The organism is Pseudoalteromonas sp. GCY, assembly GCF_016695175.1.
GTDB lineage: Bacteria > Pseudomonadota > Gammaproteobacteria > Enterobacterales > Alteromonadaceae > Pseudoalteromonas.
Genome location: NZ_CP068023.1, coordinates 3,317,276 through 3,340,281 on the forward strand (window position 1 = coordinate 3,317,276; position 23,006 = coordinate 3,340,281).

The following is a 23,006-nucleotide window of genomic DNA, read 5'->3' on the forward strand; positions in this document are numbered from 1 at the left end:
ATGCTGGCAACTTGATGCAACTTCACATCAGAGAAAAAACGGCTGCGGTGCTCGAGGCTACAGGACAATATCGCCGACTCGGGCGCGCAGTTGATATCTTCCTCATCACCCTGATTTTAACCAATGTCGTTGCTATCGTGTTGGAATCTGAGCGCGACTTAGCAACGCTGTACCATCACTACTTTCTAACTCTAGAGTTAGTCAGTGTGACCATCTTCGCCATCGAATACTTACTGAGATTTTGGTGTTGTGTCGATAAACTTGATTATCGCCATTTGGATATACCAAATTGGAAAAAGCGCCTAAAATATCTGATATCACCGCTGGCGGTGATTGATCTCATCGCTATTTTACCAACCATATTAATGGCATTTATCACCTTTGATCTGCGCTTTTTACGTGTTATTCGATTACTCAGGATCTTTAAGCTGACGCGCTACTCTCGGGCCATGCAGTTGCTACTCGCGGCATTTAAAGAAGAGTCGAGCTCATTACTTGCTGCCTTTTTTATTATGAGTGTGGTGCTTATCATGGCCTCTTGCGGGATTTATCTTATTGAGCACGATGTGCAACCGGATAAGTTTGGCTCCATTCCCAAGGCCATGTGGTGGGCGATGGCCACTCTAACCACCGTGGGTTACGGCGATGTAGTGCCTATCACCCCGCTCGGGCAATTTTTTGGGGGCCTTATCACTTTACTCAGTATGGGCATGGTCGCGATCCCCACCGGCCTTCTGGCTTCAAGCTTTGCGGACCAAATGCGCAAACGTCGAGATGCGTTCAATGAGGCTGTGCTGCATGCATTAGTCGATGGCGACGTCGACAAAAGTGAAAGAGCCCATTTAGAAGCCCTTCGTATTGAACTTGGCTTAAGTCAATTGGAAGCAAACCAAGCGATTAAACTAATGAGCAGTCAACGCGTCCATAACATGTACTGTCGTCACTGTGGTAAAAAGCTGTAGCCAAAGAGGCTACAGTGATGTTTCAGAGAGTAGTTGCGCGACTTGTTCGCCACTAATCGCCGAGCTGAAACGGTAACCTTGATAATAATCGACTTGCTCAGCTTTAATTCGCTGATACTGCAGGTCGTTTTCCACCCCTTCTGCGACACATTTTAATCCCAATCCATGCGCTAAGTTTACACATGAGCGAATGATTAAATAGCTTTCAGGATCCTCAGCAATTTGTTGTACAAAGCTTTTATCTATCTTGATGACGTCAATAGGCAATTGTTGCAGATAGGTCAAAGAGGCGTACCCCGTCCCAAAGTCATCCATGTAGATCTGGCAACCCAGTGCTTTTATTTCTTTCATCACTTTCACCGCGCTATCAACGTTAGAAAGCAAAGCGGTTTCCGTTATCTCAAAAGCCACTGAGTGACCAGACACTTTACTGCGACTCAGAGCTTGTTGAATATTATCGACCAAGCTTGAGGATTCAAAATCAATGGCTGATAGATTAATCGAAATATATAAATCGCGCTCAATGGTTTGCCAATGCCTCAATTCAACCAATGCTCGGGAAAGGGTTTGTAAGGTAAGCTCGGTAACTACGCCAGCATGTTCAGCTGCGAGCGCATACTCCTGAGCGCAAAACTCACTATTTTCAGGCCAACGTAATAGCGCTTCAAAGCCAAGCAAGGTATCGCTTTGTACATCAACAATTGGCTGATAATGATTACTAAATTCACCATTTTTGAGTGCTCGCATAAGCGCTTGTTCGACTTCACGAGAACGCCTGACCTTGCCATTCATCTCTTCGCGGAAAAACTGATAACTAGAAGTTTGTTGTACATTGACATGCTCAAGAGCCGCCTTTGCCGCTCGATTGAGCTCAAAAGCGTCAGACGCATCATTCGGGTACATTGCAATTCCTATCGTAGGTTGCATCTGCACAGTATGTCCAGCAGCCTCCAAAGGTGTGCTAAATGAGTGAACTAAACACTCTACATATTGATGCACCTTTTCAGGGTTATCGAGATGCTCCATCAACACATAAAACGACTTATCATGCCCCGTTGCTAAACTGTCTAATTCTCGGAAGCAACAGCGTAGCTTTGTTGCAAGCAGTGGAAGCAGCTCGGCCACAAAGTCTGCACCATAAATATCGTATAGATTCTGTAAGCGATTAAATTTGATTACCAACAACGCAAAATACGTCTCTTGAGCCTGCGACTGCTTGATTGCATGCTGCACTCTATCCATCAATAACGCTTTATTCGGCAACTTCGTCTGTAAATCGTAGTTAGCGAGCTGATATAGCTCTTTTTCAGTACGCTTTTGTTGGCTAATATCGGTTAGCACCACGACATAACTGTATAGTTCGCCATCACCATTTGCGACGGCACTAATCTTAATCAATACGTCTCTTTCATCACCATTAGGCAGACTAACGACTTCCTCTGAACTTAAGTGCTGATGCACTGCCAACGCCAACGTTTGGCGTAGATACATCATCCGCTTTTGTCTCGACATCCCAAGTTTCACCGCAGTGCTTGATGACGGGATAGAGTCAAGATTAAAGGCATTTTGCATCGCCCGATTACAAGCCTGGATACGTAGTCTTTTGTCTAAGATCATAACCCAGTCACGGGTCTGCTCAAACGCAGCCCCAAATAATGCGGCACGCTCTTCAAATAAACGTTCACGCGTTAAGTTGGTATAGGTGCCTGCCACTTGTGTTGGATTGCCTTCATCCCACTCGAGTACCTTGCCAAAATCCTTATACCAACGCCACTGACCTTTGCTGTCTTTTAATCGATAAGTACAGTCGATAAACCCTTTGTTCGTTGTGACGAACTCAAGCCACTGTAAGCGGAACATGGCTCTATCCGAGGGATGTATCTTTTGCAGGTAATCGTCCAAGCCGACACTCTCAAGCTCGTAATCGAGCTCAGTAACTAATCGAGGCTGATAGATTAACGTACTACCCGCATGCCACTCCCATACACCGGAGTTACTTCCCTCTAGCGCCATTTTCAACCTAGCTTCGCGGTCTTGTGTTTCCTTATGAGCGGCAAGAATAAGTTGCTCAACACGATACTTTCGATAGCTCCAAATAGACAGTAGTAAGAGCGTAAGAAACACATATCCAGCAATCGCAACGGGTGAACGCCACGCGGGATAGTTAACACTAATAGTTAATTTTGCAGGCGGTGTGTAATCTCCCGTTAATGGGTCTTTGGCCCACACTTTTAACGCATATTCACCGGGATTCAGTTTAGGAAATACCACACGATTTTGATTGCGGCTCAAGATCTTCTGACCACCGGATATTTGATACTCATAAATGATCCGATCCTGATAGCTAAATGCCATCGCAGAGAATGACACTTCGAGTCCAATATCGTCATGTTCAAGTTCAATGTGATCAAATTGCTTTAATCCGGCTTTTTGATTTGGGCGAGAAATTAAATCCACGCTGGTGATATTTACATGATCAAGTAAAGGCTTTTTAGGCCGATTGTCATCAGGAGAAAACACCACAAACCCTTTCAACATACCATACGCAATGCGACCGTCCTCCAACATCACTGACGCGCCACCGTTAAACTCGTTAGAAAGTATGCCGTCTTCGGTCGTGAATTGTTGTAAATGCAAATTATCCGGGTCTAGACGCCAAATTCCTTTGTGAGATGACATCCAAATCATTCCTTCTTTGTCTTGGCGCATTTCATACATCAAAGTATCTATTTTGTGGGCTTTTAAATCGATATTATAAATTGGCTCATAACCGTCTAGCGTCAGACCAATCAAACCAAACGATGATAACGACAACCACAAGATATTATTTTTATCTATGGTATAGGTGGTGATATCGACCGCTAAATGCTTATTTGCTTTTGGCGCTTTATAGATCTCAGTTAGCGTTTCTAACTGCGGATCATATTGCAGCAATACTCCTGCGTAGTAGTAAAGAGGTTTCAGCGGTTCGTTTGGAAGTGGTGGGTAGAAGCCATAAGTAAGAAACGGATCGACATTTTCAAATGACTTCGTAAGGTGTGTCAGCTCTGCTGTATTAATATCATAAACAAACATCCCCACGTCACTATTGACGAAATAAAACTTACCGTCAGCTAACAACTCCCCCCCTTTCACAAAGGATGTCAGTATCTCGTGGTCTTCAGGACTATTAGCCTTGGGTCTTGTCACCTCATGAGTAATAGGGTCAAAGACAAACAGTCCTTTTACAGTCGTTAGCCAAAGCTTATTGTTATACTCTGTTATCTTCCAGATAATAAACTCTGAAAGAATTTCGTCACCCAAGTAACCCTTTAGAAACTGTTTGGTCTCTCTGGTTTTTGGATTGTATCGCGTAAGGCCGTCATTCGTTGCCAGCCACAAAAACTGATTAGATTCATGCATCGCCCAGACATTACTGTGAGAAAAACCCTCACCTTCAACGGTAAGGTCGCTAACGTTGTCAAACGCCAGCGTACTGTCTGGTAAGTAAAATGCGCCATCTTCTTTTGTGGCAACCCAAAGTCCGCTATAGTTGTCTTTGACGATATCGATAATACTGGTATTTGATGGCAAAAAGACGCTTGTAGACAAGCGTTTATCGCGAACTGCATTGCCATCTTCAATAGTATAGTAGACGAGACCTTTATCAGTACCAAGCAGCAAAGTCTGCTCATCATGTCTGAGCATTTTCCATATGTTTAGCTCAGGAAGCAGCGTTTTAAATGATACCTCTGCGTCAAAATCTTTTAGTAATTGAGAAATGTCTAGCTCGTACATCCCCTGAACGGCACCCACGAGCAAGGTATCTTGGTCTAAAATAAATAGCGATTTAGTATTTGTTTGGTAAGGATGTTCAATAGCAGCGAGGTGATCGAGCGTTCTTAGTTTTTTCGTTGTTAAATGATATGCAAACAAGCGCTCAGAAGTGGCGATAAACAAGATATCTTGATGCTGATAGACTGCGCGTATAAAACCACTTTCTTCATCTAGCGGCAAAGTCACTTCACTCTCAAGTTTGCCGGTATGGATATTGAGAATAGCAACATCATTGGTGCGTACAACCCACATGTGGTCGTCATCTTTGGTCAAAACAATATTAACCAAATTGGAATAAAACTCGTCCTCTGTGGAAGGTGGCTCTATGTACTTTCTATATTCATCTTTCATGGGATCGTATCGCAACAATCCCGCGATACCTGTCGTGATCCAAATGCCACCAAGGTTATCCTGGTAAATATAATTCACTTGCACTTTATCAAGCACGCCATCAGGCCCATTCACGTCCAGCACTTGATAACCGTCGTAGCGGTTGAGCCCACCTTCGGTAGAAAGCCACAAGTAACCTTGCTCATCTATAAGCAAAGTATTTACGTAACTTTGTGATAATCCTTCCGCAGGTGAGAGTCGGGAAATTTGTGCGGCACTCACCAACCCAGAAAACAGGCAAATGCAAAATATAAAACACAGGCGAAACATAAAAAGCCGAGGTTGTTAACTAGACGTAATACATTGCCACGAGTTGACGATTTTGTCCAAGATAACTAGATAAGCGAGAAGCAAGTTCAGGTGGTAGCTCTCGTGAATTGCTTTGAAACCCAAGTGCGCTGTAAAAGTCATGAAGATGACAGTAAGCAAAAGTATAAATTATCTGCTGTGGCTGCTGACTACGAAATTGTGCAATTACGGTTTCAATTAGTTTCTTCGCAATGCCTTGTTTTCTATGTTGTGATGCAACATAAACGCCCACCAGCAACCAATATCCGTCTACAGGTTGCAAACGACAAGCCGCGATAATTTCATTGCTATTTTTTGCAACCCACACTTTGTCGTGTTTTGCTGCTCGTCCCCGCGCCTTATGTGCAGCATAAAACTTATTTACAAGCGGCGTCATTACGGCTGGGAGCAATCCAATTGTCAGCATCAAGCAAGCATTAGACTCAAGTAATACTCAAACTTTTGTTTTAGCGTGTCCTGTTCAGACAACGGCCTTTGATTGATGGTGTCATAAATCGCTTCTCTACTTTTTTTGCCTCGTTTTATTTGGTAGGCCCAAAACGACGCCTCATACTCAAGTTGAATTTGGTATTTTTCTTGTCTAGATAGCAAACACAGGTTATAGCTCATTACGCATCATTCAATTTTAAGCAAAGGAAAGCTCAAGTGTATCACAAGGCAGTCTGTCTATTGCAGCAAAATCTAGTTTTGATTAAAGCGCGATAGCGTGCCCTTTATTGTAAAAATTATGTATACTTAAATGCATAAAAATCGCTGAATGACCCACCGAAGGAGTTGGATTGAAAGCCTTATTACTGTGTTTACTAATGATTATTTCAACTGTTGCACACGCCGCGAATGAACTGCCGAAAGTTATGCGCTTCAATAAACCACCGCAAACTCCACAAGCGCTCTATGTGATAGAGCTGATGGAAATGGTTTATCAATCTCTCGGAATAGAGTTACGCCTTGAGGAGTTTAATCATAAAGGTTCTTTAATTGCAGCCAACGCAGGAAACTTAGACGGACAGCTAGCTCGAGTTGCCAGTGTGGAGAATGAGTATCCAAACCTGCGCCGTATTGACTATCCCTTATTTCAGTTTAATTTACAGTTATTCACCCTATGTGCTCACTGCGAACTTAACGAAATCAAATCCTTAACGGTCCGCAGCGGCTACCCCGTCGCAACTACTTATTTGGCTGAACACCATACCACAGCCTATGTTATTGGCGTTAAAAGCGCGGTGGCACAGCTTAACTTAGTCATGCAGAAACAGGTTGAAGGCGCATTGATACTCGACTTTCACTTAAAGCCACATCTAAAGAACATAAATGAAGAAACATTGCAGATAAAAAATTTAGCCGTCGTTGAAAGTTTCCACTTTGTACATAAGCGTAACGAACAACTAGTTCCACTTATCAAAGCAAAGTTAGAGGAGTTTGAGCAACAGGGAATAATAAAAATGCTTAAAGCTAAATATCAAATTTGAAGTTTTCCCCTTTTTGATCATCCATATGCTCTGATTTTGACTTTCGTTGCAGGTACCTTTTATAACGTTGCTGGCACAACGAGATAACTTTACGCTTTTGCTCGTTATTCAAATTATTCCACTCAAAGCGCTCCTCGCGACTGCGATAGCAACCTTTACAATAACCGCGATTATTTACCTGACAGATCCCCTTACACGGACTTGGGATCTCGAATATCTCAATTTGTTCCATGTATGCGCTACACCATTAACCCTAACCTAAGCATACTGGCTAGGGTAAACTCTGCCAAGGTGTAATTCTAATTAGCTTACTTGCATTCAACTGCAATCAATCAACGTTTGAAGGCGATTTTTGCAGCTTAATTAAGAATAAAGTTTGCTTGGGAATTGGCGAAATTGAAGCGGGAATTGACTTGTCTTGAAAAAGAGCGATAACCACTCTTTTTATATCTCAAATTAAAAAGGCTAGTCACTCGGTAGCCTAGCCTTTTTAAGTAATGAGATGTAGGCAAACTAATTTAGTTTACCGTTACTTTCGCAAACTTACGCTTACCTACTTGGTAGATTTCGCAAGAACCTTTAGTAACTTCTAATTTGGTATCCGTTACTTTGTCTTCGCCGTTAAGTTTTACTGCACCTTGCTTGATCATGCGCATCGCCTCTGAAGTACTAGCAACTAAACCAGCTTCTTTTAGCAAATTAGTGATAAACGTGCTTTCACCCTCAATAGTTACCGTGACTTCAGGGATCTCATCAGGTAAGGCATTTTTTTGGAAACGCTTGATAAAGTCTTGATGTGCCGCTTCAGCATCAGCTTCACTGTGGAATCGAGCAATCATTTCTTTTGCAAATTCAATCTTAATGTCACGAGGGTTACGGCCGCCCGCAACTTCTTCTTTAAGTGCAGCGATATCATCCAGTGTTTTCGCACTTAGTAATTCGTAGTAACGCCACATTAAATCATCAGAAATCGACATCACTTTACCAAACATATCGTTTGGTGCGTCAGTAATACCGATGTAATTACCTAATGACTTAGACATTTTCTGTACGCCGTCGGTGCCTTCAAGTAACGGCATCATCAGTACTGTTTGCGGCTTTTGCCCTTCGTCTTTTTGTAGCTCACGACCCATTAATAGGTTAAAGCGCTGATCGGTACCACCAAGCTCAACATCCGCCTCTAATGCAACCGAGTCCCAACCTTGAACCAGTGGATATAAGAATTCGTGGATTGCGATTGCTTGTCCATTTGCATAACGCTTTTTAAAGTCGTCGCGCTCAAGCATACGTGCCACGGTTTGACGTGCAGCAAGCTTGATCATACCGGCGGTGCCTAGCTTTTCCATCCACTCAGAATTGAATGCAACTGTGGTTTTGGCAGGATCAAGGATTTTGAAAACCTGTTCTTTGTATGTTTCTGCATTTGCCAGTACATCTTCACGAGTAAGTGGCTTACGAGTTACATTTTTGCCCGTTGGGTCGCCAATCATACCGGTGAAATCACCAATCAAGAAAATCACCTCATGACCTAAGTCTTGAAAGGTTTTCATTTTATTGATTAGCACTGTGTGGCCTAAATGCAAATCAGGTGCTGTTGGATCGAAACCCGCTTTAATACGTAGTTTTTTACCTGACTTCAGCTTTTCTTTTAATTCATCTTGCAACAGAATTTCTTCTGCACCACGGCTAATCTCTGCAAATGCAGTTTCTAAATCCACTATTCTCACTCCAACAGCTATAACTTGTAATCGCTCGATTCTAGCCTATATTTATCCGAGTTTAAATGCACAAAACGCTGGTATTACGGGTTTATTACGTATATCCTGCAATATTATCTACAATAATTCTTGACAGCAGAAAAGGCGCATTATGGTTCATGTGGTTCATAAGCTCCCCAAAAAGCACAAAGTGCTCATCATCGGCTTCCTATCTGCGATGGTCGGAATTGCCCTGATCCCCTCTGAAAAAGCAACCGCTTCAAAAGACAATGACGGAAAAGCTTTAGAAGTTGGGAAACGTTACGAGTTGCCAGTAAAAATATCAGAAAAAACAGAGCAACTTACTGAATTAGATGCAGCGCCAGTCATCACGCCTGAATCTGCCCCTAAACAACCTGTATTTGAATTTAAAGACCACGAAGTGAAGTCTGGCGACAGCCTAGCCGTGATTTTTAAACGCGCAGGTTATTCTGCCAAAACGTTACACAATCTGGTCAATACCAACGCAGAAACCCGCAAGCTGACTAAAATCCACCCGGGAGAAGTGCTTAGCTTTGCTAGCAATGATGGTGGTGAATTAGCTCAATTAAAATACATCTTGTCAAAAACGGATACCTTATTGGTCACCCTAAACGACGAGGGTAGTTACGAAACCAAAATCGAAAGCAAAGAAATCGAAACTCGCGAAAAATCAGCGGGTGGCGAGATCAGTTCCAGCTTCTGGAGTGCTGGTATTTCAGCGGGTCTTAGCGAACGTCAAATAATGAACTTCGCCGATATTTTTGGCTGGGATGTCGACTTTGCAAACGATATTCGTAAGGGCGACTCTTTCGCATTAGTGTTTGAAAAGCACTATGTAGACGGTGAAGAAATCGGTAATGGTAAAATTATTGCCGCAGAATTTATCAATCAGGGCGAGCGTTACAGCGCGGTTCGTCATACTGATGACGAGTTCTATACCCCTGAAGGCCGTAGCATGAAAAAAGCCTTCTTAAGAGCACCGGTTAACTTCAAATATATCAGCTCAAGCTTTAATCCGCGTCGCCTTCACCCTGTGACTGGCCGAGTATCGTCTCACAATGGTATAGACTATGCGGCACGCGTAGGCACGCCGGTGGTTTCCTCTGGTAACGGTAAAGTACTCAAGTCAGGTTACAATAAACTCAATGGTAACTATGTGTTTATTCAGCACGGTAGCAAGTATGTGACTAAGTACTTACACTTGAATAAACGTGCAGTGAAGACAGGTCAAAAAGTGAAGCAAGGACAGAAAATTGGTACTGTCGGCTCAACTGGCCGCGTGACAGGTCCTCACCTTCATTATGAGTTTTTGGTGAACGGTGTACACCGAAATCCTAAAACGGTAAAACTGCCAAAGTCTGAGCCATTACCTCAGTCTGAGCTCGCTAAGTTCAAACCCATTGCTGATGCGATGCTGGTAAAACTAGAGCGCAATAGAGAGTTAATGCTTGCAGCAGCAAATAAAGACTAAAAACTAAAAAGGTAGCCGAGGCTACCTTTTTACTATGTTAGATAAAAATGCTAGATAAAGCTTATTTTTGATTAAACAAAGCAAGTGCACTATTAGTCATCGCTCTTACTCCTGTTGCAATGGCGATAGGATAATCTGGCGCAAATTTACTAGAATGCAATGAAGGTAAAGGCTCACCGCTTTTTTGTGCCGCATCGAATATCGCTTGATTAACACCACCTAGCCAAAAAATTGTAATTGGTACATTGTCATCAGTACGGCCATATAAGCCGAAATCTTCACCAGCCATCACCGGCTGAGATTGTTCAACATTTTCTGCACCAATTTCCTGCTTAATGGCGCTAGTTAAAAACTCAGCCAACTCTGGATTATTATACGTAGATGGAATGCTTTCGCTTTCATGAACGATAACCTCTGGCACAAGACTGTCTTCCAATCCTGCACTTTGTGCTATGCCTGCTGTCAGGCGTTTGATCGCCGCAATTTGTTGCTCACGCACATCCGGATTATAAGAGCGTAGCGTCAATTGTAGCTTCACTTCGTTTGAAATAATGTTGTGCTTAGAACCACCGTGAATGGAGCCTACTGTGATCACAGACGGTTCTAACGGAGAAATCTCTCGTGATGTAATGGTCTGTAGCCCTAGTACAATCCGAGATGCCAGTACCACAGGGTCGATGGTAGTATGTGGATAGGCCCCATGTCCCCCTTTCCCCTTAACTATGATGTCAACTGAATCAACATTAGCCAGTGCATAACCTGGGGCAATCGCCACTTTACCAGCTGGAACGGATGCACTTACATGCAAACCAATAACATGATCGGGTTTAGCAAATTGAGTATACAGCCCTTCCTTTAACATGGCTTTTGCGCCGCCACCCACTTCTTCAGCGGGTTGAGCAACTAACATCAATGTACCTTGCCACTTTTCCTTGTTAGCCATTAGCTGTTTTGCTGTACCGATTAAACTGGTCATATGGATGTCGTGACCACAACCGTGCATCACACCAACCACATTCCCCGCATCATCTTTCACCTTTACTTTTGACGCGTACGACTTTCCTGTTTCTTCAATAATTGGCAAACCATCGGTATCGGCTCGGATCATCACCGTTGGACCATCACCATTTTTCAGCATGCCAACAACACCAAAGCCACCCACATTTTCAGTCACGTCATAACCAAGTCTGCGCATTTCATCCGCCAAACGCCCTGCTGTTTTTTCTTCTTTATAAGAAAGCTCAGGGTTTTGATGTAAATGTAGGTACAAAGATTCAAGTTCAGGCATAGACTCTGCAACTTGTTGTTTCAAATCGGCATTTGCATGCCAAGACAAAGTGGCAATGAGGCCTAATGCCAATGGAGATAAGCGCATAAGATAGACTCCTTTTTGTTTCTTTCAGGATGCGGGTTTATTGGGGGAAAATCAATCATATTTATATTTTAATCCTTTCTATTTTATCAAGCTTTGCTACGCTTAAAGACACAACTAAAGGAATCCTCATGCCAGAGATTAATATTAATATCAGTGATTTAGAGCCAGGTATGTTTGTTGTCGGTGTGACAAAGCAAAGAGGCTCAGTGGCGATTAAAACCAAGGGCTGGGTGAGGACTAAAACAAGCATTACAAAGCTACAAAAGAGTGGTGTTTTAGAGGTAACGGTCGATCCCAGTAAGCGCCTTTCAGAACACGACCCTCACGATGAACCTCCTCATGATGAAAACATAGAAGAGCCGCATAAACCAGAGCATGATCCTTGGCAGACCAAGTGTAGTGTTGAAGCAGAAATGCAACACGCAGTGACACTTTACGACGAAGCAAAAGCAATTCAAAGCAAAGCGTTCGCGGATATTAAAGCGGGTAAAGCGATAGAAATAGAGGCTTTTAAAGCAACAGCAAGCGGCTTTATTGACTCCGTATTTCGCAATCAAGATGCGCTTTCCTGTATTGCTCGGATCAGAGAAAAAGACGCCTATTTATTGGAGCACTCTATTAATGTTTCTATCTTAATGGCCATTTTCTGTAAACATCTTGGTTACTCAAGGGAATTAACTGAAGAGATGACCACAGGAGCGCTGCTTCACGACATTGGTAAGATAGAAATTCCTGACGATATTTTACATAAGCCAGGGAAACTGAGCTTCGATGAGTACCACATCATGAAGTCTCATGCTAAATACAGCTTTGATATTTTGCTCAATGCAGGTCTTGGACGAGTTGCTTGCGAAATAGCAGGCTATCACCACGAGCGTTTAGATGGCACAGGGTATCCTTATGGCAAAACTGCGGATGAACTACCACAGCATGTCAGAATGGCCGCTATTGTGGATGTTTATGACGCATTGACCGCCGAGCGCGTCTATAAAGAAGGCATGACACCAATTAAAGCCTTTAAGTTAATGCGTGAAGGCTGCCCTCACCATTTTGACGAACAACTACTAAGCCGGTTTATTGCTTGCATTGGCGTATACCCTGTGGGCACTTTAGTAAAACTCACTAGTGGTAAGGTCGGTGTTATTGCCCAAAGCAATCCCAAAACGCCGCTAAAACCCGTAGTTAAAGTGTTTTATCACGCTAAGCACATGCATTACATTGAAGTTCAAGATATCGATTTAAGTGCGAAAAAAGCAAACGATGAACTAGAGTCAGCGATCAAGCCTGAAGAATTCAAGCTTGATCTTATCCGGTTTTTTAAACACTCAATGCTGCCTTGAGATTAAGGCAGCCAGTCCTCCATTGCCTCAAGGCTGAATTCAATACCGTCGAAATCAAAACGTGTTTGTTCTGGTGTAATTTCTACAACGGTCAAAGCTCCTAAGCTATCACCCTCGTATAAAGGTCTATTGTTTATTTTTATCCACCGCTCATGAGAGTCGGTAGCATAAATATGCGCTTGATAACGTAAGCTTGGAATACTATTTTGCAATTGGGCGGGCAGCAGCGCGATGGGCGTAGCTGAAGCAGAGTCCTTAGTCGTAGAAAGCACCTCAGGCTCTTCATGCGGTGCCGTTTCTTTTACCGCCTCAGCAAAGGCCTTTTTAAGTTCTTCTGATACCCCGGCAAGTTCATCATTTTGTGGTTTTGGCTTAGCACCAAATACGCGATAACCCGCATATTCACCAGCCGTTTGGATTTCTCCAGGAGATGAGTCTTGAGTAACCTGATTAGGTTGAATGGCATCCGATTTAGGGGCTGGAACAGCAGGTACAGCTTTAACAGAGTCTACCGGTACCAATTGTTGTTGATATAAAGGCTTGCCTTGGTTATCAACACCAATTTGCACAGACACCCACTGGAAATGCTGCTCAGGCTCAGCAGTTTGCGCCACTAGATTAGGATTAACAGTGTTGTTTGTCGCTGAAGTAGTCGCTGGTGTACTCACTTCTTGACTAGCAACATTAGCCTTTTTCACCTGCTGATTATTCTCCACCGCAAGATCTGTAGAAAGCTCAGCTTGCTCTTCTTTTTTCGGCTCCACTATAGACGTTACTGCAGGTTGCACTTCCGCGGGGGTCGTTATCTTACCGATATAATACCCTGCCCCAAGTGAAGACAAAGACAAGAGGCCCGCACCGACATAGGTAACGAGTCTTTTATAGAAAATGAGTTGGGCGTCTTGGCGTTGACTCAAATAATCCTGCTCTGCATCTGCGCCTTGTTGTGACTGTTTCATTGCACTTGTTAAATACGACATGTTTCCCTCTACACCAATTTTGCCAAGCCAAAGCCTGCAACAAATAACACACCAAGCCAAGCCGTAAACAATAAAGGCACGCGATTTTTTTCTTGGCTTGCGACTGGCACTAAATTAGTGGGTAGCGCCTCTTTTGCAGCTTGAACAGCGATTGCTTTCGTTACCTGAGTTTGCGATGCCGAGTAAGCACCTAATAAACATCTGTCGGCCAACAAGTTTATTAATCTTGGGATCCCAGCTGTCACTTGATGTACATAGGCTACCGCATCGTGGTGGAACAACGCTTGCTGACAACCTGCTTTTTGCAGACGATGCTGTATATAAGCAAACACTTGCGATTCGCTAAGTGGTAGCAAGTGATAACGCGCCGTGATCCTTTGTGCCAATTGACGTAGCTCGTTGCGCTGTAACAAATGCTGTAGCTCTGGCTGACCTACCAATACAATTTGTAGCAATTTTTTATGATCTGTTTCCAGATTAGTCAGTAGCCTAAGCTGTTCAAGTACCTCTGGTGCTAAATGCTGAGCTTCATCAATGATCAACATAGTATGACCACCACTATGATGGTTCTCTAACAATCTATGCTTAATCACATCTGTAAGCGATTTTAACGTGGCGTTGTCGCTGTCATAGTTAATTTCCAGCTCATCACAAATCGTCGCAAGCAGTTCAAGTTCTGATAGTGATGGATTAAGTATAAAAGCAACCTTCGTTGATTCAGGTAATTGAGCCAACATGCTGCGTGTTACTGTGGTTTTCCCCGTTCCCACCTCACCTGTCAGTAGCACAAAACCGCCCGCGTCACCCAACCCATAGGTTAAGTGTGCAAGTGCTTCCTTGTGACGTTCGCTAAGGAATAAAAATTCAGGATTTGGAGCAATCGAGAAGGGTTTTTCAGTTAACCCAAAATAGCGTAAATACACGACTTGTCTCTTTATTGTTATGATGCGCTCTATAATGGCAAAATCCGGGTCAAGATAAAACCTCGAATCGCAGAAAATGGAACATAGAAAATGAAAATCTACCTCGTCGGCGGTGCAGTTAGAGACGAACTGCTAGGACGCCCAATAAAAGAAAGAGATTATGTCGTCGTTGGCAGCACACTTGAGCAAATGAGCAAACTTGGTTATCAGCAGGTTGGTAATGATTTTCCCGTGTTTTTACATCCAACGACCAAAGATGAGCACGCACTTGCGCGCACTGAGCGTAAGAGTGGTCAAGGATATACCGGATTTATTTGCGACTTCGGCCCAGAAATCACACTGGAAGAAGATTTACTTCGCCGAGATCTTACCGTTAATGCAATTGCTAAAGATGATGATGGTTCACTTATCGACCCTTATGGCGGTCAAAAAGATTTAGAAAGCAGAATTTTACGCCATGTCAGCAGTGCTTTTAGTGAAGATCCACTCCGGGTGCTGCGAGTAGCTCGGTTTGCAGCTCGTTATAAAGAATACAACTTCACCATTGCTGCTGAAACTTGGCACCTTATGCAAACCATGGTTGCTAACGGTGAATTAAAAAACTTAACCAAAGAGCGTATTTGGCTAGAAATAGAAAAGACAATCCAAGATAAAGGTTTGGGGCATTTTCTACATACCGTTTGGAGGCTCAGTGCGCTTGATGATGTCGCTCCATATATCCCAACATGGGATGAAGCAGCCTATGACAAATTCCAAAATGCACTCTCTAGACTTGAAAAAAATGATGAGTTAGATGGGTTAGCACAATTCAGCCTTGCCTGTTACTTTTCGGGTACTAGCTTGATTCAGTTAGCGCAAGCAAAACGATTCAAAGTACCTAATAGTTACGTAGAAAGCAGCAAAGAGCTCATCACAAACCTCGATTTATTGAGCAAGGAAAATAAAACGCCGGATGATTGGCTTATTATATTACAAAATATTGACGCATGGCGCAGACCTGAGAAATTAGCGCGTTTTTGTTATATTTGTAGCAAGGTAAGTGATAATTTCCGCGTGCTTTGTGACAAACTTACACAGAACTTTTTAGCAACTCGCAACATAGACGTTCAAGAGGTCATTGCAATGGGCTATCAAGGAAAGGCTATTCAAGAACAGCTCAAACTCAGACGCCTAAAAGCTATACAAAACTAGCCATCTACCGTGAAAAGATAGGTTAATTTTCAGCCTATCTTTAAAAGTTCCCACAAAAATGATCTCCAAAACATCAAACGCTCATTTTTAGAACAGCAAACACTACATAAAAATTACAAATATAGCTACAAACACGCTCAAAATTACCGCTAAAACTTATACCATTTCTATCAAATATAAATTTATTGTTTTCAAAACAATAACAGCACTTGTAAACACTCACTAACCGTAAACAAAAGATGACACAAAGGTGCACCATAAACACATGATTAATAAGAGTAAAACCAAAACAGGAACAGTAAAATCACACATTACACCTTTTATAAACATCATACACATTTAGACAAAAGCCATATTTAACAATTGTTTATGGTAAAAACGCTGCACCTATATTGCGATATCTCCTCTTTCAAATGTATGGAAAGAGTTGACCGTCGTTATAAACAAAGTAAATAAGGGTCAAAATGTTGAAGAAGTTAAATCTAGTTACCGCGGGTATCCAAGTTGCTTTAGTGGCCGGTGCCGTAAGTAGTTCAGTAGCTGTTGCAAACGAACAGACAGAAGCAAAATCAGTAGAGCGTATTCAAGTTACAGGTTCTCGAATTAAACGTGTAAACCTAACTTCGCCGACTCCAGTTACCGTTATCGGTGGTGTGGAGCTTGAAAACCAAGGCATCACAAACGTAAATGACCTTTTAGCTGAAATGCCTCAAGCAACAGTTGGCCTATCTCCAGAGAATACTACTAGCTATATCTATGCTTCAGGCTTAAATACAACTGACCTACGTGGTTTAGGTTCAGAGCGTACGTTAGTACTAGTTAATGGTCGTCGTTTTGTGCCTGGTTCTGTTGGTGACACTGCTGTAGATTTAAACAACATCCCTACCTCTATCATTGAGCGCGTAGAAATCGCAACGGGTGGTGCAGCAGCAGTATACGGTGCTGACGCTGTAGCTGGTGTTGTAAACATCATCACTAAAAAGTCATTCGATGGTGTAGAAGTTGATGTGTCTACGGTAAAGCCTGAGCAAAGCGGTGGTGAGGAATATTTCTTCTCTATTACAGGTGGTCAAGAACTAGAAAAGCTCTCTTTCATTACCTCTTTAAACTACACCAAAAATGAAAGCTACGCGAAACTAGACCGTGACTTCTTCAAGCGCGGCATGAGATCAATCTCTAACCCTGCAAATACAGGTGGTAGTGACGGTATTCCTGCTGATATCGAGTTTAATCACCCAACAGCGCTTGGCTATTACTCAGAGCGTGGTGACTTCTTTGCTTGGGAAGGAACAAAGACACGTGAAGCGTTTGAGAACCACCACTTCACTTTCGATGAAGATGGCACAATGCGCCCATTCGATTACGGTCTTGGTCTAATCGACGATCCTAACCCAGCTATTTCAAAGCGTGCTGCTGGCCGTTACACATATGACGAAGCAAACCCTGGTGATGCTATCTTCAGACACGGTTATAAAGATTATTTCCGCACACCACTTGAGCGAATGATCGGTACTCTTTACGGTACATATGAGCTGAATGATGAACATGCGCTAACGTTTGATGCGACTTATTCTAAGACAGAAGCAACGACTGAAAGTAGCCCTGCATTCTTCTCACACACAATCCGTCGCGATAGCGCATTTGTAAATGATGCCATGGGTAAAGTGATGGATGACGCAGGTCTAGGCTCTGTAACACTTTATCAAGCAAATGAAAACTTATGGGGTGACCGTAAGTATAACCAAGAGCGTGAAGTGTTCCGTTCATCAATTGGTGCAGAAGGCATCATTAACGATGACTGGAGCTACAGCACATACTTCCAATTCGGCCGCATCGAACAAGACACGCTGTGGACTGGTGAAGTTTACAAAAACAATCTAGCTAATGCGATTGACTCTGTACTAATCAATGGTCAAGTTGTGTGTGCTACCCGTGATGCGGACGGTAACGTGACTGGTGCACGTGAAGGTTGTGTACCATTCAACCCAATGGGTGCGACAAGCGCAACTCAGGAACAACTAGGTTATATTTCAACGACTGCAACTCGTTTTGCAAGACACGACCAAGCAGTATTTGGTGCAACGGTTGATGGTGTATTATTTGAATTACCTGCAGGTTACGTAAGTGCAGCGTTTACAGCTGAGCATCGCCGTGAAGTTGCTAAGATCCGTCCATCTGAAAACATGGAGCAGGGCCTTATTAAAGGTAACTCAAGCCTACCTATGGATGGCGAAATCGAAGTTAAAGAATTCTCAGCAGAGGTTTCTGTACCGCTACTGATGGATGAGTTCCTAGCTACTGACCTTACTTTTGAAGGTGCATACCGCTACATGGATTACTCTGTAACAGGTGGTGACGATGCTTGGAAACTAGCACTAAACTGGGGCGTGACTGACGAACTACGTGTACGTGTAAACCGTTCTAAATCGGTACGTGCGCCAAACCTAGGTGACCTGTTTACTCCAAACTCTAAAACTTACAGCTCAGGCCGTGCAGACATTTGTCGCGCAGATTCAATTGCAGAATTAAGCAGTGACTACAAGTACAGAGATAACATCATCAACAACTGTCAAGCTGCTGGTCTAGCTGCTGGTTGGATGCCTTCTGATGAATGGTTATCTGGTGGTAGCTTACCTGGTTACATTCAAGGTAATACTGAGCTGAAAAACGAAGTATCTAATGACTACACTATCGGTGTCATTTACACGCCTGAATTTGCTGAAGGCCTAGACTTAACGGTTGACTACTGGTCATTTGAAATTGATGGTGCAATTGAATACTTTGGTCGTGACAGCATTAAGCTATGTTACGAAGCGTCTTCTTTAGACAATCCTTTCTGTGGTAACTTTGTCCGTAATAAAGAAACTGGTGAAATTGAAAACTACTACTCGCGTCCAATTAACGCTGCACAAATCACCAAAAAAGGCATGGACTTTGAATCTGCATACAAATTTGACGCATTAAACGGTGAGTTTGCACTTAAACTAACCGCGACTTATTTGATTGAAGATAACCAAAACTCAACAGGCCGTGCGGAAGACTTCCGTAACTACATGGGTGAAACGGATGACGCACCACGCTGGAAAGGCCGTTTCAGCGCGCTATACACGCATGATGATTCTGCATACGTAGTAACAGTAAACTATCGCCACAGCACTGTTGAAGATAACGAGTGGACACCTGAAGATAACAACTTCAATGAGGTTTCTTCTTACACTACTGTAGATTTCATGTATAAAACTAACTTGGTTGAAGATCTACAACTACGTGTTGGTGTAAATAACGTATTTGATAGAGAGCCGCCTCGTACACCTTATACATACGATGACGGTGAATTCTTCGATGTTAAAGGTCGTCGTCTATCACTAGGTATGAAGTATAACTTCTAATCTGCTGTAAAGTTATGATTCGAAAGCCTCCTTTTTGGAGGCTTTTTTATTTAGTCCCCACCTTTTATCGTATTTTCGACGCAATTGGACAAACTTGAGTATTCACCTCTCCCCGCTTATGATTTAATACCCATGTTAATTTTTTTGTCATCAGTATTTCGTGTAGCAAGGCAGCTAGTTATCCATGAAAACAAGCAAGTTAAGTATTCGACTCCTTTGGTATATCACCCCGCTTGTGATATTACCCTTGCTGTTTCTTGGCGGATTTACGCTCACGAATGTAACTAGCTCAACGCAAAAACAAGCCAAGCTCATTGTTAGTCGTTTCGTTGAACAACAACAGCAGAAGATGTTCAATTATATTGAGATCTACCAGTCAACAACAAAACTGCTCTCAACCTCTCCAGTATTAAGTGACTTTCTTAATTCGGCCAACCTTGAAAGAATGGAAAAAACCAAGCGTTTAGGTGCGCTGATGGATGTTTTTGCCAGCTACAGTGAAGCGTATCCTGATATTATCAGCATCAATCTTTTATCTCCTAATGGCAGAAGCTCCGCATTTTATTCCAGCAACTTAGGTGAAGCACCAAACCTTTATCCCTTTGCCAAACAAATTATGCAAAGTAACTTGCGCCAACATCAATTTATGGTTGCCTCTAGTGCAGGTACACAGCTGTATTTTGTCCAGCAGATCTACAGCGTAGATTACGAGCTCAAGCAACCTAGACAACAAGGTTATATCGTCGTACAAGTCTCTCCTTCTCTTTTAAGTACCAGTATTCTCGAAGCACCATACGATAATACACTAAACCTATTAGTGAGCATTGATGGTGAAGTGTTATTCAGCTCAGATACGAACCTCATTGGCCACTACTTAAGCGCCAGTGAAATAGAAGAAATTGGCTATATTGCTGACCTTGGCCAATTAGACTCTACCGTTATTCACAGTATTGATAATGTGGAAAGGATGACCTACAGCGCGCAACTAAGCGGAGGCTACTTTTATATTTCAACGATCCCTAAGTCGCTACTTTACCGCTCAGGTAAAACCATTAGTCTGATCACAGCATTGATCGTTATTCTATCTGTCGTTACATTGCCAATTTTGATTTTTATCGTGGTCCGCAACCTGTTGCTCAACCCCATAGAATTACTGGGGGAAGCGAGCCATAGAGTTGGAGATGGCGACCTAATGGTGGCGCTACCAGAGCATAACAGTGACGAAGTTGGCATCCTCTTCCGAGATTTCAACCATATGATCGGCCAAATTCGTACCTTTCAGCGAGAGCTTGAGGATTACAAAGAGCACTTGGAAGAAAAAGTTGAAGACAGAACCAAAGAATTAGAAGAGACCAATAGCAAGCTAGAAGTTGCTATTGTAGAAGCCGAGCAGGCAAACCAGCTTAAAAGTCGCTTTTTAGCTAACATGAGTCATGAGATACGTACCCCGCTGACCGCTATTATGGGGTTTACCGAGCAGCTTATACAGCATCCTAATTCTCCAACCTCAAAACAGCACCTAGACACAATTTTAAGAAACTCTAAACACCTTTTAGAACTTATCAATAATATCTTAGACCTCTCTAAAATTGAGGCCGAAAAACTGGATGTTGAGGAATCAGAGGTCTTGGTGATGCCACTCATCAATGATATTGAATCCATCATTGAGCCGATGACGAATGAAAAACTACTGAACTTTTCCACAGAATTTATTCTACCTTTGCCTGACAAGCTTTACACCGACATTACTCGCTTAAAACAAATCTTGCTTAACATCGCAACAAATGCGGTGAAATTTACTGAGTACGGCGGCGTTCATTTAAAGGTGGAGTTTAGGCCTGAATCCGAAAAGTTTATCTTTAGCATTAAAGATACCGGAATTGGCATGTCTCAAAATGAGCTAGAGCGCGCATTTAAGCCTTTTGAGCAAGCTGACACAACAACAACTCGACGATTCGGTGGCACAGGGCTTGGACTCTGTATTTCAAAGAATTTAGCACAACTGCTTGGTGGTGACGTGCATGTTCAAAGCCAACAAGGCACAGGAAGCTTATTTTCTATTGAGGTCTCTGGTAATTTCAAAGAGCGCTCTTACTCTTGGCTAAACGCACTTGAGCGACCAAGACAACCGGATAACAGTAAAACCCATATTGCGGCGGTAAAAGAGCTTGATGCTAAAGTGCTTGTTGCGGAAGACAACCCCGATAACCAAGAGCTTATTACGCTGCTACTGTCTAACTGGGGCATAGTTCCTGATATTGCTAATAACGGTGCTGAAGCGGTTGAGATGGCGCTGGTTGAAGACTATCAACTGATATTAATGGATATGCAAATGCCAGTCATGGGTGGTGAAGAAGCAACGCAAATGCTCAGACATGCCGCCTATGATGGACCAATCATCGCGCTTACCGCCAACGTAATGAAACACGACATAGACAACCATATTAAAGCAGGGTGTGATGCCACTCTAGGCAAGCCGATAGATAAAGAATTGCTAGGTAAATTGCTACTAGAGTACCTTGAACTTCAAAATGACAAGTCCTCTTCATGGGATGCCTTATTAAAAACCGAAAAGTTCTTACAAATAAGTCGTAATTATGTCGAAAAGCTACCGTCACAGCTAGTTGAGCTGCAAAAGCTTTACGATAAACAAGAATGGGAATCTTTGAGGGCACTAGCACATAGTATCAAAGGCAGCGCGGGTTGCTTTGGCTTTATGAATATTCATGAAGCCGCAGGGGAACTAGAAACAAGTTTGCAAAAAACACAAAACAGTAACCGCCATTACTATTTGCTTAAGCTCACTGAGGCTATGCGCTATACCCTATCAATAGACCAGCCAACGGATAATAGTCACTTAGGCTAATGGTAAAGCCATTAGCATTGCATCTTCATGGCCATGAGTGCTCGGGTAGTAGTTTTTTCTCAAGCCCATTTCGACAAAACCATAGCGATGATATAACGCGATTGCTGCAGTGTTTGACGCTCTAACTTCAAGGAAGATATTTTCTGCTTGCAAGCTCTCCGCTTGCGCTAACAAATCTTCCATTAATGGCTTCGCGTAGCCCTTACCTTGATAATTAGGACAAATACAAATATCCATCAAGGTTAAGTCTGGTCCCGCACGCTCTGCAACGTAGAAGCCCACCAGCGTATTACCATCAACAATAGCCGTATTAAAGTAACGACCGTGAAGGCAAGACTGCATGGTTTTCTCACTCCAAGGAAAAGCATGACAGGCTTGTTCTACTTGCATAATCTCATTAAGTGGAAATTGTAGTAAACCACCTTGCTTAACTTGCATCTTGTTGACTCCAGATTAATTGCCACAACTCACGCTTTTGAGCCGTACTTAGTTGAGCACTCGGTAAACTTAATTGATTATTCTCAAGTGCAATCGTGTTGCCCATGACAACCTCAATTTTTTTACCCATGACCAATTCAAAGTCCTGCAACAAAACAGTCGGTAAATCTACTTGCTGAAGCTCATTCGCAGCGGTAGCAACAACAGCGTTAGGGTCAAGATGTGCAAATGTAGAATTTAGCTTTAGAGGTACAATATCAAGAATATCTGCGTAAATCGGATTCATGGCTAAGCAGTTTAATTTTTTAAGGGAGTTTACTTTGAAAAAATGCGAAGTGCAAAATAAGA

Annotated in this window: 17 protein-coding genes; 7 read left to right on the forward strand and 10 right to left on the reverse strand. The window is 42.7% G+C overall.

Annotated features, from left to right (window positions below):
• The first annotated feature begins 14 nt into the window (after positions 1 to 14).
• A complete protein-coding gene (locus tag JJQ94_RS20205) occupies positions 15 to 962 on the forward strand; it encodes an ion transporter (protein WP_099030490.1) in 948 nt (315 codons plus the stop codon).
• Between the two features lie 9 nt (positions 963 to 971).
• On the opposite strand, the gene JJQ94_RS20210 is transcribed toward JJQ94_RS20205, so the two are convergent.
• The 3 genes from JJQ94_RS20210 to JJQ94_RS20220 form a co-directional block, all read right to left on the reverse strand.
• Complete coding sequence (locus tag JJQ94_RS20210) at positions 972 to 5,324, reverse strand: EAL domain-containing protein (RefSeq protein WP_099030489.1); 4,353 nt, start codon at positions 5,322 to 5,324, stop codon at positions 972 to 974.
• Positions 5,325 to 5,457: 133 nt separating this feature from the next.
• Positions 5,458 to 5,883 carry a GNAT family N-acetyltransferase gene (locus JJQ94_RS20215; protein WP_099030488.1) on the reverse strand — a complete coding sequence of 142 codons (426 nt, stop codon included), beginning with the start codon at positions 5,881 to 5,883 and terminating at the stop codon, positions 5,458 to 5,460.
• Entirely contained in the window at positions 5,883 to 6,086 is a 204-nt protein-coding gene (locus JJQ94_RS20220; RefSeq protein ID WP_099030487.1) for a DUF3283 family protein, read from the reverse strand. Before JJQ94_RS20220 ends, JJQ94_RS20215 begins: the two co-directional genes overlap by 1 nt.
• A 170-nt stretch (positions 6,087 to 6,256) precedes the next feature.
• On the opposite strand from JJQ94_RS20220, the gene JJQ94_RS20225 reads away from it, so the two are divergent.
• Positions 6,257 to 6,946 carry a transporter substrate-binding domain-containing protein gene (locus JJQ94_RS20225; protein WP_236596527.1) on the forward strand — a complete coding sequence of 230 codons (690 nt, stop codon included), beginning with the start codon at positions 6,257 to 6,259 and terminating at the stop codon, positions 6,944 to 6,946.
• Here JJQ94_RS20225 and JJQ94_RS20230 read toward each other — a convergent pair.
• A complete protein-coding gene (locus JJQ94_RS20230; RefSeq protein WP_099030485.1) occupies positions 6,930 to 7,178 on the reverse strand; it encodes a DUF1289 domain-containing protein in 249 nt (82 codons plus the stop codon). The two genes, JJQ94_RS20225 and JJQ94_RS20230, sit on opposite strands and share 17 nt — an antisense overlap.
• A 286-nt stretch (positions 7,179 to 7,464) precedes the next feature.
• Positions 7,465 to 8,664: a tyrosine--tRNA ligase gene (gene tyrS, locus JJQ94_RS20235; RefSeq protein ID WP_017216498.1), complete on the reverse strand. Its 1,200-nt coding sequence runs from the start codon at positions 8,662 to 8,664 to the stop codon at positions 7,465 to 7,467.
• Between the two features lie 151 nt (positions 8,665 to 8,815).
• On the opposite strand from tyrS, the gene JJQ94_RS20240 reads away from it, so the two are divergent.
• Positions 8,816 to 10,156 carry a peptidoglycan DD-metalloendopeptidase family protein gene (locus JJQ94_RS20240; protein WP_099030484.1) on the forward strand — a complete coding sequence of 447 codons (1,341 nt, stop codon included), beginning with the start codon at positions 8,816 to 8,818 and terminating at the stop codon, positions 10,154 to 10,156.
• A gap of 61 nt (positions 10,157 to 10,217) precedes the next feature.
• Here JJQ94_RS20240 and JJQ94_RS20245 read toward each other — a convergent pair whose 3' ends face one another.
• The gene (locus JJQ94_RS20245; RefSeq protein ID WP_099030483.1) at positions 10,218 to 11,531 is read right to left on the reverse strand and encodes a M20 metallopeptidase family protein; all 1,314 of its coding nucleotides are present in this window, start codon (positions 11,529 to 11,531) and stop codon (positions 10,218 to 10,220) included.
• A gap of 128 nt (positions 11,532 to 11,659) precedes the next feature.
• Between JJQ94_RS20245 and JJQ94_RS20250 the strand changes: the two genes are divergently transcribed.
• Positions 11,660 to 12,871 carry an HD-GYP domain-containing protein gene (locus JJQ94_RS20250; protein ID WP_099030482.1) on the forward strand — a complete coding sequence of 404 codons (1,212 nt, stop codon included), beginning with the start codon at positions 11,660 to 11,662 and terminating at the stop codon, positions 12,869 to 12,871.
• Positions 12,872 to 12,873: 2 nt separating this feature from the next.
• On the opposite strand, the gene JJQ94_RS20255 is transcribed toward JJQ94_RS20250, so the two are convergent.
• Together JJQ94_RS20255 and JJQ94_RS20260 are read right to left on the reverse strand one after the other, a co-directional pair.
• Positions 12,874 to 13,851 (reverse strand): general secretion pathway protein GspB, encoded by a 978-nt coding sequence (locus JJQ94_RS20255; protein WP_099030481.1) that lies wholly within the window; start codon positions 13,849 to 13,851, stop codon positions 12,874 to 12,876.
• Positions 13,852 to 13,859: 8 nt separating this feature from the next.
• A complete protein-coding gene (locus tag JJQ94_RS20260) occupies positions 13,860 to 14,774 on the reverse strand; it encodes an ExeA family protein (RefSeq protein ID WP_099030480.1) in 915 nt (304 codons plus the stop codon).
• A gap of 90 nt (positions 14,775 to 14,864) precedes the next feature.
• Between JJQ94_RS20260 and JJQ94_RS20265 the strand changes: the two genes are divergently transcribed.
• The 3 genes from JJQ94_RS20265 to JJQ94_RS20275 all read left to right on the forward strand — a co-directional run bounded on the left by JJQ94_RS20265 (position 14,865) and on the right by JJQ94_RS20275 (position 22,220).
• Positions 14,865 to 15,965 carry a tRNA nucleotidyltransferase gene (locus JJQ94_RS20265; RefSeq protein ID WP_099030479.1) on the forward strand — a complete coding sequence of 367 codons (1,101 nt, stop codon included), beginning with the start codon at positions 14,865 to 14,867 and terminating at the stop codon, positions 15,963 to 15,965.
• A gap of 464 nt (positions 15,966 to 16,429) precedes the next feature.
• On the forward strand, positions 16,430 to 19,354 hold the full coding sequence (locus JJQ94_RS20270; protein WP_099030478.1) for a TonB-dependent receptor domain-containing protein: 2,925 nt from the start codon (positions 16,430 to 16,432) through the stop codon (positions 19,352 to 19,354).
• 184 nt (positions 19,355 to 19,538) lie between these two features.
• Positions 19,539 to 22,220: an ATP-binding protein gene (locus tag JJQ94_RS20275; RefSeq protein WP_099030477.1), complete on the forward strand. Its 2,682-nt coding sequence runs from the start codon at positions 19,539 to 19,541 to the stop codon at positions 22,218 to 22,220.
• Here the strand turns inward: JJQ94_RS20275 and rimI are convergent.
• Together rimI and JJQ94_RS20285 are read right to left on the reverse strand one after the other, a co-directional pair.
• On the reverse strand, positions 22,212 to 22,658 hold the full coding sequence (gene rimI / locus JJQ94_RS20280; RefSeq protein WP_099030476.1) for a ribosomal protein S18-alanine N-acetyltransferase: 447 nt from the start codon (positions 22,656 to 22,658) through the stop codon (positions 22,212 to 22,214). The two genes, JJQ94_RS20275 and rimI, sit on opposite strands and share 9 nt — an antisense overlap.
• Positions 22,648 to 22,944 (reverse strand): hypothetical protein, encoded by a 297-nt coding sequence (locus JJQ94_RS20285; protein WP_099030475.1) that lies wholly within the window; start codon positions 22,942 to 22,944, stop codon positions 22,648 to 22,650. The genes rimI and JJQ94_RS20285 overlap by 11 nt, the downstream gene beginning before the upstream one ends.
• Positions 22,945 to 23,006: the final 62 nt, after the last annotated feature.

What these genes read in the sequence shown, in the direction of transcription:
- JJQ94_RS20285 (WP_099030475.1), bottom strand. Translation starts at nt 22,944, where the DNA reads ATGAATCCGATTTACGCAGATATTCTTGATATTGTACCTCTAAAGCTA.
- JJQ94_RS20250 (WP_099030482.1), top strand. Translation starts at nt 11,660, where the DNA reads ATGCCAGAGATTAATATTAATATCAGTGATTTAGAGCCAGGTATGTTT.
- JJQ94_RS20215 (WP_099030488.1), bottom strand. Translation starts at nt 5,883, where the DNA reads ATGCTGACAATTGGATTGCTCCCAGCCGTAATGACGCCGCTTGTAAAT.
- JJQ94_RS20270 (WP_099030478.1), top strand. Translation starts at nt 16,430, where the DNA reads ATGTTGAAGAAGTTAAATCTAGTTACCGCGGGTATCCAAGTTGCTTTA.
- JJQ94_RS20255 (WP_099030481.1), bottom strand. Translation starts at nt 13,851, where the DNA reads ATGTCGTATTTAACAAGTGCAATGAAACAGTCACAACAAGGCGCAGAT.
- JJQ94_RS20230 (WP_099030485.1), bottom strand. Translation starts at nt 7,178, where the DNA reads ATGGAACAAATTGAGATATTCGAGATCCCAAGTCCGTGTAAGGGGATC.
- JJQ94_RS20240 (WP_099030484.1), top strand. Translation starts at nt 8,816, where the DNA reads ATGGTTCATGTGGTTCATAAGCTCCCCAAAAAGCACAAAGTGCTCATC.
- JJQ94_RS20220 (WP_099030487.1), bottom strand. Translation starts at nt 6,086, where the DNA reads ATGAGCTATAACCTGTGTTTGCTATCTAGACAAGAAAAATACCAAATT.
- JJQ94_RS20275 (WP_099030477.1), top strand. Translation starts at nt 19,539, where the DNA reads ATGAAAACAAGCAAGTTAAGTATTCGACTCCTTTGGTATATCACCCCG.
- JJQ94_RS20245 (WP_099030483.1), bottom strand. Translation starts at nt 11,531, where the DNA reads ATGCGCTTATCTCCATTGGCATTAGGCCTCATTGCCACTTTGTCTTGG.
- JJQ94_RS20205 (WP_099030490.1), top strand. Translation starts at nt 15, where the DNA reads ATGCAACTTCACATCAGAGAAAAAACGGCTGCGGTGCTCGAGGCTACA.
- rimI (WP_099030476.1), bottom strand. Translation starts at nt 22,658, where the DNA reads ATGCAAGTTAAGCAAGGTGGTTTACTACAATTTCCACTTAATGAGATT.
- JJQ94_RS20265 (WP_099030479.1), top strand. Translation starts at nt 14,865, where the DNA reads ATGAAAATCTACCTCGTCGGCGGTGCAGTTAGAGACGAACTGCTAGGA.